The organism is Sphingobacteruim zhuxiongii (assembly GCF_009557615.1).
Taxonomy (GTDB): Bacteria; Bacteroidota; Bacteroidia; order Sphingobacteriales; family Sphingobacteriaceae; genus Sphingobacterium; species Sphingobacterium zhuxiongii.
The window spans coordinates 4,068,141-4,080,796 of record NZ_CP045652.1; the positions used below are offsets into that span (position 1 = coordinate 4,068,141).

Here is a 12,656-nt window from a genome sequence, read left to right on the forward strand (position 1 = left end):
TGATGATGGGTATTACGCTTAGTTTTGCGAGATCGACTTATCAAAGTCCAACGCACTACAATACCACCCCAGGACTATCCACACCGGTGTGGGCTGCAATTCCCGCGGACAAATTGGCCATTTGTGATGAGCAAACGGACCGCCTATGTACCGCCGTGTTGGTTAACGGGAACTTTATTCCCACTGCCAATCGAGGCCTTGCAGTATTAATTGATGCTGAGTAACCCTAGAAGGCATCATGGTATTAATTCCATGATGCCCTGTTCGCTGATTTGATTCTTAAACGCTTACAAATAAGACTTGATAACATCAATAAGACATTGCCCATCTTCCTTTTCGGGGTGCGGAAGCTTGCGGGAAACAATTCGCCCCTGCCGATCGATTAGAAACAAAAAGGGGTAGGTCCCAAATATATTATACCGTTTTGTGAAGTTCTTTTTGTTATCTCCCTGTCCGGCATTCCAATACAGTGTATGATCGGAAACGAAATATTGGCCATTCATTCCTTCGGTTTCATTTGCTTGGGACAAGGGATCAATACTTTGAAGCCATTTGTTCTTGTCCTTGTCGATGGACAAGCTCACAAAAACCACATCATTCCGATCTCTGAACGCAGATTCCACTTTCGGCAGCGCTTTGGCTACTTGTATGCAAGGTAAACAGCCAGTATACCACATATCCACCAATACTATTTTTCCCTTCAAGTCTGCCAATTGTACAGGCTCGTTATGTTGATTCACCAATACGATGCTTTGATCAGGAACTGTTGGCAGCACAAAATTTCTTTCATAGACCGAAAATAGCGTTTTATACTGCTGGGATTCCACCAATGCCAATGCGGGATAGAAATATGCATGAAAAGTTGTTCTATTATAAAATAGGAAGTTTACTAAAATTTTATCTCTCAATATTCCCGGGGGGAAGCTACTGCTAAGCCTATCGATCGGATCATAGGCTGTATTTTTTGTTAGATTGTCAAACTGATGATCCGCTATTTCCTTATGCATTAAATAATTAGAAAAATACAATGAAGATTTAGTGAGGGTCGTATCGCTAATCTGCTCCCTTCTATCGTAGAGATATTTCTTATAAATATCCAGCCCGATTTCACCAAAAGCTTTGCTGTGCAGCGCACCAAATTCGTAGAAACTAAAGCACTGATAGATGTAGCCCAGCATCAAGCCAAAGTGATCGGCTTCGATAAGTTTTAGGGTTCGGTCATCCACCATTCCCGCGGCTTGATCGATTAAGGATCTCGCCTGTGCTAATACGGCAAACTTTTCTTTATAGTAGGTTGCTGGATCCTCGGAGAATCCTTTTATCCCTCCGTATTGAAGCTTGCTTAATTGATAAATTAATTCAAATTTCTTCGCTGCATTCCCCGAGAAGGAAATTTCCTTATGTGAATTGACGTGGATGAAAATGCTATCACCATCTAACAAAAACACCTCTGGAAACCAGAGTTCATCTAGCAAATAAGGCCGTTTATAAAAATTGATGTTGACATAAGCCAAGTCTCCATTGATGGGAATGTCAAATTTAAATTCACGTTTATTTAAGGGTTGACTAAACACCGTATCATTATGCGGCGCGAAACCATGACTTCCATCGTTCACAAGCATATTAACGGAAACCACTTCCTCAGGGGAGCCAAAATCCATGGTTCCAGATATCACCGCTTTTTTTTGAGCAATGGAGCTGTTTCCTAAGCAGGCGAATGCAATGAATAGGATCATTGATCGTAAGTTTTTCATAAGTATAGATTTAATTTAACGAGGATTCTGTTCTAGATGAGCATACATCAATACACGTGGAGGAATCGCCAAGGTATATCTTGGATGCTCAGGTTTCAACGTATAGCGTTGGCCTTTATGCTGCCTAAAGAGTGTCTTGCTGTAGCTCGGATCGCTATTCAAGCGTCGCAGATCCGCCCATCGCAAGTCGCGGAAAACCAGCTCTTTGCGACGTTCAGCTAAAATGGAACTCAGGACAACATCCGCCTTCGTACTGACTAAAGGTTCAAATGAACCTTCTTTCCAGCGGTGCTCCAGCAGGTAATTCAGGTCAGCGAGCGCCCCCTGTAAGTTCCCTAACCGCGCTCTACATTCGGCACGCGTGAGGAGGACTTCATCGATAGCAAGTCCGCTAAATAGCGCTGAGGAGCCGGTATACTGCCCCTTAAAATGAAAAAGATTCGTTGATTTGGGTTTAAAAAATAGTGCTTTTCTCAAATCATTTGAGGCATACAGCTGATATAAAGCAGTATCCACACATACTTCTGCAGATGACTGCAAAGTGGCATTGGTATTCATGCTGCTATAGAATAGTACTTCGGGATTAACTCCGACTCCAAGCACGTTTGAAAAAGGCCTGTTGGCGGAGGGGTTTAGCGAATTATAATTCAGCAGGGAGCTAGAAGTCTCTAAAACGATAGTAGCAAAATGTTCGGATTGTAAAAAATCGGCCATAATTAGATGAACTCTAGCAAGCAAGGCATAGGCTGCAGTTTTAGTTGGTCGCGTCATTTTCAATTGAGACAAAGGCAAATATTCGACAGCTAAGTCTAAGTCTGCTAAAATTTGCTGGTACGTTTCTTTGATCGTAGATCGCTTGGAAGCAAGGCTGATATCCGAACTTAGCCTTAAGGGGATGCCCAAGCTATTCTGAGCGGTCGCGTGGGCATAAGGGTTACAAAACAGTTGCGCAATTTGGTAGAATGCGAAGGCGCGGAAGAAATAAGCGCTTCCTCTGATCGATTGAACTTCGGTGGAGTTCTCTGGTGCGTCCAAGGTCGCTAAAGTTTCTAGTACAACATTTGCATAAAAAACCTGTTCATAGGGGGTATTCCAATTATTGCTGTTGTTGGTTTCGCCCGTATAGAAATCTGCTTCCCATAGATAAGCAGAATTAAACGGCGCGGTCATGGAAGCTAAGCCATTATCCGTGATGTAAATATCATCGGATCCAAACAAACCAAAATTTGGACTAAGATTCATCACCGCATCACTGTTATCCAGTAAGGCTTGCAAATCCTTTAAATTATTGGGTATCGTTAATGATTTATCGGGTTTTACGTCCAAAAAATCACGGCTACAGGAACCTAGCAATAAGTGCGAGAACACGATAATCAAAGCAACATTTAAATTTTTCATATTTCGAGGATTAAAAATTCAATATCAGTCCAGTGGAAATGGTCCTAGGCAAGGGCGCAGTTTGAAAATCAGGATCGATCCCTTCCTTGTTGGCTACCCAGAGCACCCCCAAATTATTCGCATAAATAAAAAAGGTCAAATTTTTAAAGGGGAGGTGATTTCCCTCTTTTTTAGTTAACTGATAATCGAACCTAATATCTTGCAAACGAATATGGTCCGCTCGCCGAGCCAATACATCAGCACTCAAGTAAAATCCAATCGCAGGATCATCCGGCTGATCAGGCAAGGCAGGCACTTGAGTGAAGTTCTCGTCTCCAGGCTTCTGCCAGCGTAGCGCAAAGTCCCCATGTCCACCCTGCGCAGTGAGCACAGAATAGTAGTTAACGGTGTTTTTACGAAAAAAATAGCCAAGCCGATAGGCGAGTGCGATGGATAATTGTATCTTTTTGTAAGCGAAGGTATTGCGCAAAGACCCAAACCAAGTTGGTCGCAAAGACCCATTGTAAATCAAATCAGATTTTTTGCTTTGGTATAAAATTGCTGTGTAATCTGATGTGACCGTACCATCTAGATAGCCTTTGGGACTTCCGTTCTGCGGGTCAAGTCCTGCCCAAGCGTAACTATGTAAGGAAAATAAAGGTTTGCCAACAATTGGATACCCCATGTTAACAAAGTCACTTTCATTGACTTCGAAGTTATAATCTGTCACTTGTTCATTGATATGAGAAAGAAGAACGTCCGTTTGCCAAGCAAAATCGCCAAGTAGGTTTTTTGAACTTAAGGAGAGATCGAATCCCCAACTCTTAGTTGCCGCATTATTGGTGGTCACTTTTTGAGCTCCAATGGTTGGGTCAGTATAGCGCTGGGAAATCAGGTCTATTCCTTTTTTAAAAAATAAATCGAAATTTCCAGACAATCGAGAGCTGAAGCTTTCAAATTCGAGTCCGATGTTATTCACCTGAACACGTTCCCAACGTAGATTGGGATAAGGTGGGTTGGTGATCACCGCATAAGGCAAGCCGGAATTAATAGGATAACGGTACGCGGTTTCATACCTTGCCGTCAGCAGGGATGAGATATTTTTATAGACATTCCCGTTGTATCCAAAACTGTATTTAAGTTTTAGCTTTGAAAACAGGTCTAGTTTCAAGAAATGCTCTTTATGCAGGTTCCAGGCTGCTCCAACAGCATATAAAGGAACGCCTTTTTGATTTGACTCTACGCCAAAGATATTGCTTTGATCCAATCTAGCACTCGCGTTAAGTAAGTACTTCTGACTAAAGGCGTAGCTCACATGGGCATAATAAGATCGGTAGCGATCCGTTAAATCTTTTTGCGAATCGACATACGGAATCTGACTTGATCCCCCATAATTTGAATAATATTGTTGGAAAGGTATAAGGTAGCTTACTGCCGAAAACGTTCCTTGATCTGCGTTGTACCCGTAGCGGCGCGTCACATCACGCACATTATTTAAATCTTTCATCTCCAGTCCGGCAAAAGCATCTAATTGGTGAACAGCATGCCAATCCCGATTAAAGTTTAACTGAGCACGAACGTTCTGATTTTTGATTGCTACTGTTCCTAAATCGACAATATCCCCTTTTGGTATCGCAAAGGACAGATTCCCTGAGTCGTCAATCTGGGTGAAGCTATTTATCAAATTTCGCACATAGTAACTTTGTTCATCCTGTTGATTCACATCCTTTACGGCAACCTGGTTATATTGAACGAGAACATCCGCCGAGAGCGATGGAGAAAACCTGACATTGGCATTGATTCCAAGTTTGTAATTGGCGCTGGACTTTTGATTATTATATAGCTCTAATTCATCCAGAGGAAAATATTGCCAATTGAGTAGTCCTTTCTGTTGCGCTTGCTCGATAAAACTATTTCGAAAATTTTTTGTCACCGCCAGATGATTTCCCTGTGCATCCACAAAGCTCGCGTAGGGATAATACGGTACATTGTTGAATGCATCAAAGATCGTGTAAGTAGGCTTTTCAACAGTTCGTGTATAGGCGATGTTTGTCGCTAAAGTCAATCGATCTTTCCAAAGTCTGAAGGATTGATTTGTGCTTACCGTCATCCGCTGGAAACCTGTCTTCACTTGGCTATTTAAATTCTTATCATAGCCAGTTGAGAGATAATATGTGTGCTTTTTTGATCCCCCAGATATATTGATCGCATGTTGCTGAGCAAGGGAATTTTGATAGAGATATCGCTCGAGCTCACGCCGGTAGTCTACACGTTTTAATTTATCGATTTGTGCTTCCACGTTACTTTCGCTCATCATCCCGTCCCGTTTAGCAATGAGTAATTCAACGACTGGACTGAGTGCTGAATTGGAAAAAGAAGATTCCTCGCTTGCATAGTATCCTCTATCAAAAAGTAATCGTTCCATCGCAATGAAATCCGCCGAACTCATCATGGGCTGATAAAATAAATCAGGCTTTTCGCCGATAGTCCAATTTGATGTGGCCGCAACCTTTGATTCCGTTGACAACTTGCCTTGTTTGGTCGTGATTACGATAACGCCATTGCCTGCACGCGTTCCCCAAATAGAAGCTGCCGAAGCATCCTTTAAAACACTGATTGATTCGACGTCGTTTGGGTTGATATCCTTAAGATCACCCTCATAGGGAAAATTATCGACAACAATCAGTGGTTCGGCATTTCCTAGGATCGTACTCTGCCCTCGAATACTCATCGAGCTAGTGGAAACATTTGCACCAGATATAGGCGTGTTACGATTGAAGATTAATCCAGGAACAACGTCTTCAATTTTGCTGAGAATGTCGGTACTCACCCGACGGTTCAACAGTTCATTTCCAATATGCACGAAGCTTCCTGTGCTTCGCTGAGGTGATACGCGCTGGTAACCAGTACTAAACACCTCGACTTCTTGGAGCTTATTGATTGAGGGCTGCAAAAAAATATGGAAATCATCAGCAAATACCGAGATGATGGTATCCTTAAAGCCCAGGTGGGCGACGTGGATCACATTTTCCGAAAGAAGGCCTCCCAAGGTAAACTCTCCTAGTTTGTCCGTTTTCACTAATTTACTTCCATTGCGAATCGTCACCTGCGAAAGGAATGCGCTATCGGAAGCAGCGCGAACAGTACCTTTAATTAGGATGTTGCTCTTGGCCCCAGGGTTTTGGGGCTGCTGAGCAACTGATTTACTATTAAACGAACTAAAACAACAAATCAAAAAAATTAAAATGTAGCAACGCGAGCAACCTGTGGCTAGACAGCATCTACGACAAATTGGTAACAGTAGATTTTTAGCGGATCGAAATCTGCCAAGGAATAAAAGGTATAGATTTTTCATCGGTCAATTGGTTTGGTTCTGCAGTGGATTAGAAAATCCGTGCAAAATTTTCTTAGCGAGAATCTGTTAACATCAAACTCGAAATCTGTTAGATAGCTGATATAATGCCTGTTATCAGATATTTACAAATAACCAGCCACCCCTCAAATCAAATTGATTTAACAAGATTAGATCATCCCTTGATACAATGAAAAAAATAGTTTAGATTTATAGTGAATAAGTAAAATCAGTAAACTAGTCTAACCCATTATATTGGGAACGCTCTGCTTTTGCATTGCGGGTGACTGGAAACAGGAAATACGGGCCTGATCATTTAGGTTAGGCCCATATCTTCTGTTATTTTGACCGATTTTATTCTGGTGAACAGTATACGTTCTTGTATAAAGACTTTTTGGAAAACCATTTTTCTGGCCCCTCGGACTGGAAAACTGGTAGATGCCAATTCTTTGGTTTCGTTCTCATAATCAATTGTTTATTAGAACGATGCTATCTCTTGATGTCCATTGCAATTATGCAAGGAACGGCCTCACACTTTAGACCCAAGGGGAGCTAACCCTCCATCATCCAACACCAAAAAAGTGTTTGGTTGATGCCGTCAAAGTTTAACGTGAAGCCGCTCACATGCAATAATTCAAAAGTACGAAACTTTTTTAAAAGCATGGAGCGAACAACACGGCATTCTCGACGGAAATTTAGCTCTTTATGGGTCTGAGAAAAACATCGTTTATGACGTTCTACGCCTTCTTGTTGGTTCACTAATACAAATATAATAAATATTTAAAACGTACCAAATATTTGGTTCATTTTTTTTTATGAAAAACATTTTTGAGATCACTACAAACAGAGTTGAATTCGAATTAATTTTAAACATCAAAGTTCTCAGAGAACAAAAAGGGTGGTCGCAAAGGACATTAAGTCGAATGATGGGCTTAAATGAGACTTTTGTCGGGAAATGTGAATCGTTTAATCAACCAGAGAAGTATAACCTGCGGCACCTTATTACTTTATCTAAAATATTTAATTTGGAAAGATTAGATGATTTCTATTCGAACGGTATACCAAAAGATGAACAGATAAAAGTTATTTATCGAAAACTTGCAAAAATAAAAAAGGATGGAACTGAATCTAAAACGTTAGAGGATACAGTAGTCGAGATTGTCCCGATAGTAGGTGTTTCAAAAAAAAATAAATAGCGATTCGAGCTTCAATTAGGATATGATCTATTTGATTACATTTCAAAACTATGGAACTTTTAGATTTGATATATTCCCATGGAATGCGTATATAACTAAACGCTTACTATTATACGACTATTTCAAAACAATTATCATTCGATAAATAAATCTTTGATATTTCAAATTAGCGTGGAAATTTTCTGAGAAGACAGTAGTTTTTGTTCGCTACTCGAACACAACAAATGGATAAAGACTAACTGCCCATTTGAATGTATTACATAACACTACTCTCAACGAAGCATCCCCATACGCCGCTGAAATAATCAATTTAGGCGATTGGAAAATAATCCAACTCTGATAGAGGTTTTACTAGCGCATTTACATTCTAGCGGGAACAGTAAATTCATATAAATTATTATAGTTCTCAACTATTTTACAGCTTCCACTTCGCTGATACCTATATCAAAAATTCAAGCCCTGACCCTATACCCATTTTAATTGGGGACTATTTTTTATTTAGCATATAGATTACTTTTATTTAATCAACAATAGTGTTGTTTAGATAAATAACGCAAATGAGCTCTTCCAAAAACTCAGATTTTCTAGAAGAAGTAAAACAGATTGATTTAGTCTATTACCTGTCAAGTTTGGGTTATGAACCAATTCGAATACGAGGAAATGAGTTTTGGTATTTGTCTCCTCTAAGAATAGAAAAAACGGCCTCTTTCAAAATCAATAGAAAACTAAATAGGTGGTATGACTTTGGTCTTGGCAGAGGCGGAAGTTTGATTGATCTGGGGATACACCTAGAGAATTGCAGTATTGCAGATGTCATTTCGAAAATAAAAGACAGCAAATTAATTTTTCCGAGAAATCTAACACTTGCCGTACCATTGGAGTATCGCAAGCAAAATAAAATTGAGATTCTATCGAATACATCGTTACGTTCGGTTGAGCTTTTGGAATATTTACAACATCGGCGTATCGCTATCAGTATTGCCGATTTGTATTGTCGAGAGTTAACATATCGAGTGAAAAACAACCAATATAAGGCCATCGGATTTGCGAATCGTTCTGGCGGTTTCGAATTAAGAAATCCTATTACAAAAATATCCACCTCTCCCAAAGATATTAGCCATTTCGCTACTGGAAATCGAGAAATCCAAGTATTTGAAGGCTTTATGGATTTCCTCACCTTTAGAACACTAAATAAACAGATCGATGATCAGAGTGCCGATTTTCTTATCCTCAATTCCGTCTCATTATTCGAACGAGCAGAACAAGTTCTTGCCACTTACGATCGCGTTGGGCTCTTTTTCGATCAGGATGCTGCAGGCAGAGCGTTGACAGAACGCGCTCTTTGCTTAGGTGCAAAATTCTACGATCAAAGCGAATTATATCAAGGATACAAAGATCTGAACGATTGGGTGATGGAATACGGTAAACGCCAAACATTACATCCTACCGGGACGCTGCGTATCAAGTGAGAATCAAAAATGCTAGCATATGAGATCCAAGAGCATTAAGAAAACTAAAAAAGATTGTTCGGTCAATATCCGAATAACGTCGTCAGAATATCAGAGGCTCCAAAAGGAATGTGAAAAGACGATCTACCCCAATTTGTCCGTTTATCTCCGAGGAATGATTTTTCGGAAGCCAACCATCATGCGGATTCGCAATGAATCCATGGACGATATTCTGATCGAGATTTCAAAAATTCAAAATTCCATTTGCTTGCTGCATGAAGACAACGACGACCTTCAATTTCCCCATACCCAAACACGGTATTGTGGGGAACTTCAGCCTTCTATTGCTTACCAGATTATCGAGCTTAATGAATTGATCAAAAAACTATTAGCCTTATGTTTGTAAGAGTACACCATGTAAAGAGCTTCCATCACGCCTTAACTTATAATGAGCGAAAAGTGCTTGAGGGGAACGCACAATGCCTACAGGCATGCAACTTTCCATTGCTTAGAAATAATTTAACAAAGGAATTAACGAAGAAATATCTCAACCACTGGGAGGCAAAGAATGTAACATCTCAAATTAAGAGCTTGCATTTCCTTCTGTCCTTCTCACCGAAAAATCAGCATTTAGATCAAGGTCTTCTCACAGAAATTGCAAGAAATTATATGCGTTTAACGAGCCTTAGCCAACAGCCCTACCTGATCTATCAACACTTTGATACTGCCATCCCTCACCTACATATAATTTCCACATGCATTGATCAATCTGGAGCAAAAATAAACACAAGTATGTTCGTGTATCGTCGTTCACTGCCTGCTGTGAAAGAGCTAGTTCGTTTGTACGATCTTCACACAAACAAAATTGTTCCCGCATCATTCCTTGCAAAACAGCCGTCCCCTTGCAAAATTGAATATGGCAGCGTTCCAAGCAAACAAGCAATTGAAAATATTGTAGACTATTTACTAAAAAATTACTGTGTTTGCGATATCTACAGTTGGACAGCACTGTTAAGCCGTTGGCATATCAAACCAATCATTTTAACTCGCGAGCCTCGACAAACTTATGGAATGCTCTATTATATCACGGACGAAAAAAATAAAACAGTTAGTAGCGGAATTCCAGCAAGCAGGCTGCCGTCAGCTCCCACTTGGCAGAAGCTTTCAACCTATTTCAAGGAAAATGAAAATCGAAAACAAAAAGCAGAAACGACAATCAAAAATGTTTTACTTTATGCTTCCTGTTCAACCGAGAACTCCTACGCAAGCTTGGCTCGAACCTTAGTAAAAAATGGTATTGTTATCACTCATGCAAAAATCACTAAAGATGAAGATCCACTAGCTATCGTCATCAGTTTTGTCGATCGTGTAGCTGTGCGGCTTAGTGAATTAAATCTCGCCATCAGCGTTGAAAACATGTTAAAAATGGCCGAACTAAGTGCATCTATCAGCCACGGTAAAAATAAAATTTTCAGGGATACCAACAACATCACCTTGTCAAAAAATGGCTAGCGGAGAAAACATACAAGCATTAAGAAAGATTGCGGACATGTGCCGAACTATAGCTTTCTGTTTACTACTCGTACATATTTATTATGTGGGGTATGCTGCATTCCAGGAGAAGAACTTGACGTGGTTGCTTACCGATCGTATAATGCTCGCCATAAAAGAGACGGGGTTACTAAATGAATTTCACCGGCCCAAAATTATATGTCTGATCTTTCTTTTGTGCTCACTAATTGGTACACAAGGGAGAAAAGAAAAAACCTATCGTTGGTCGGTAGCCTTGATTTGCAGTATATTCGGACTGCTAGTGTTTTTGCTTTGTCCGATAGTCCTACATTTCCACTTCAGCGCATTTTTCAATATTTCTAACTATAGTCTACTATGTGTCGCCGGACTGTTGCTATTTATCAAGGGAGTTACCGGAGCTAGCCGCATTTTAAAAAAACAGCTAATAGAAAAAGATATCTTCAATAGAACTAACCAAACCTTTCCTCAACAAGAAGAGCGAATTGATAATGAGTATTCCATTAACCTTCCCGCGGAATATCGTCTGGGAAGGAAGACTCGACGCAGCTGGATCAACATCATCAACCCGTTTCGGGCGTTGCTCGTTTTGGGGAGTCCAGGTGCAGGAAAATCATACTTCGTCATACGCCATGTCATCTCGCAACACATCCAGAAAGGATTCACCATGTTCATTTACGACTTTAAGTTTGATGATCTCACTAAAATCGCCTACCATCACTGGAAAATCTCAAAGAAGCGTGCGCATAACGACACAAAGTTTTATTGCATCAATTTCGACGATCTCAACAGAACGCATCGTTGTAATCCCCTAGAGCCCTCTGCAATGAATGATATTTCCGATGCAGCAGAGTCAGCACGCACTATTCTATTGGGCTTAAATAGGGATTGGATTAAGCGTCAAGGCGACTTCTTTATCGAATCTTCTATCAACTTACTGACTGCAGTTATTTGGTATCTCAAACGTTATCAAGATGGCGAGTATTGTACATTACCACACGTTATTGAGCTCATGCAGCAGGATTACGATCGCCTATTCTCTATGCTCCGTACAAATAAAGAGATCGAAGTCTTGATTAATCCTTTTGTAAACGCTTATCTAAATAACGTTATGGAACAGTTGGAAGGTCAAGTTGCTTCAGCAAAAATCGCGCTAGCGAGATTATCTTCGCCGCAACTCTATTATGTGCTTTCGGGCAACGATTTTAATCTAGACATCAATAATCCGAATGATCCAAAAGTAATTTGTATGGGAAACAATCCGCAGAAAATCCAAACTTATGGCGCTGTACTGTCCTTGTACGTAAACAGGTTAATCAAGCAGGTAAACCGTAAAGGGATGCGAAAATGCAGTTTGGTTTTTGATGAATTTCCGACGATTTATTTAAACAATATCGATAGCCTCATCGCCACAGCGCGAAGCAATCGTGTTTCGACCTGCCTGGGGCTACAAGATATTAGTCAGCTACGCAAAGATTATGGTCGCGATCTAGCTGACGTTATTATGAACATTGTTGGAAATGTTATCAGTGGACAAGTTTCCGGCGAGACATCTAAGCTACTCTCGGAGCGATTTGGAAAAATAATGCAAGACCGTCAAAGTTTTTCCGTAAACAGCTCCGACACCTCGGTCAGCTATTCCCAACAGCTGGAAATGGCAATCCCTACCTCGACAATTTCTAATTTATCCGCTGGGGAATTTGTCGGTGTAGTTGCCGATGACCCGCTGACTCCAATCGAACTAAAAGGTTTTCATTCAAAAATCATTAATGATCATCATGCTTTAGCTAACGAGGAGGCGTCCTACACGGCATTGCCTCTTAGAAACTTCGCAAACGAAGATATCATCCAGCAATCATACTTGCAGATAAAAAGAGAGGTGTTGGAAATTGCATATTCAGAAATGGACCGATTGCTCAGCAATCCGGAACTTCAACATCTGGTCATTCGAAAAAACTAAACTCAGCCTTTTTTCCTCGTCTTAAAAAGACGAAACTTT

General features: G+C 40.4%; 9 protein-coding genes. 6 read left to right on the plus strand and 3 right to left on the minus strand.

The window, feature by feature from the left end; all coding sequences use genetic code 11:
- Nucleotides 1-2 precede the first annotated feature (2 nt).
- Nucleotides 3-224: a hypothetical protein gene (locus GFH32_RS17130; protein WP_153512761.1), complete on the plus strand. Its 222-nt coding sequence runs from the start codon at nucleotides 3-5 to the stop codon at nucleotides 222-224.
- Nucleotides 225-287: 63 nt separating this feature from the next.
- Here the strand turns inward: GFH32_RS17130 and GFH32_RS17135 are convergent, their stop codons facing one another.
- Genes GFH32_RS17135 through GFH32_RS17145 form a run of 3 tightly spaced genes read right to left on the minus strand, consistent with a single transcriptional unit; the run spans nucleotide 288 to nucleotide 6,366 of the window.
- Nucleotides 288-1,754, minus strand: a complete 1,467-nt coding sequence (locus tag GFH32_RS17135; protein WP_153512762.1) for a TlpA family protein disulfide reductase — start codon at nucleotides 1,752-1,754, stop codon at nucleotides 288-290.
- A 15-nt stretch (nucleotides 1,755-1,769) separates the two neighbouring features.
- Nucleotides 1,770-3,152, minus strand: a complete 1,383-nt coding sequence (locus GFH32_RS17140) for a RagB/SusD family nutrient uptake outer membrane protein (protein ID WP_153512763.1) — start codon at nucleotides 3,150-3,152, stop codon at nucleotides 1,770-1,772.
- Between the two features lie 10 nt (nucleotides 3,153-3,162).
- Nucleotides 3,163-6,366 (minus strand): SusC/RagA family TonB-linked outer membrane protein, encoded by a 3,204-nt coding sequence (locus GFH32_RS17145; RefSeq protein WP_160366844.1) that lies wholly within the window; start codon nucleotides 6,364-6,366, stop codon nucleotides 3,163-3,165.
- A 932-nt stretch (nucleotides 6,367-7,298) separates the two neighbouring features.
- Here GFH32_RS17145 and GFH32_RS17150 point away from each other — a divergent pair.
- The 5 genes from GFH32_RS17150 (at nucleotide 7,299) to mobC (ending at nucleotide 12,617) form a co-directional block, all read left to right on the plus strand.
- Nucleotides 7,299-7,679: a helix-turn-helix domain-containing protein gene (locus GFH32_RS17150; RefSeq protein WP_153512765.1), complete on the plus strand. Its 381-nt coding sequence runs from the start codon at nucleotides 7,299-7,301 to the stop codon at nucleotides 7,677-7,679.
- Nucleotides 7,680-8,236: 557 nt separating this feature from the next.
- Nucleotides 8,237-9,148 (plus strand): toprim domain-containing protein, encoded by a 912-nt coding sequence (locus GFH32_RS17155; RefSeq protein WP_153512766.1) that lies wholly within the window; start codon nucleotides 8,237-8,239, stop codon nucleotides 9,146-9,148.
- 19 nt (nucleotides 9,149-9,167) lie between these two features.
- The gene (locus tag GFH32_RS17160) at nucleotides 9,168-9,533 is read left to right on the plus strand and encodes a hypothetical protein (protein ID WP_153512767.1); all 366 of its coding nucleotides are present in this window, start codon (nucleotides 9,168-9,170) and stop codon (nucleotides 9,531-9,533) included.
- Nucleotides 9,524-10,639, plus strand: a complete 1,116-nt coding sequence (locus GFH32_RS17165; RefSeq protein WP_153512768.1) for a relaxase/mobilization nuclease domain-containing protein — start codon at nucleotides 9,524-9,526, stop codon at nucleotides 10,637-10,639. The genes GFH32_RS17160 and GFH32_RS17165 overlap by 10 nt, the downstream gene beginning before the upstream one ends.
- Entirely contained in the window at nucleotides 10,632-12,617 is a 1,986-nt protein-coding gene (gene mobC / locus GFH32_RS17170) for a conjugal transfer protein MobC (protein WP_153512769.1), read from the plus strand. Before GFH32_RS17165 ends, mobC begins: the two co-directional genes overlap by 8 nt.
- The last annotated feature ends 39 nt before the right edge of the window (nucleotides 12,618-12,656 follow it).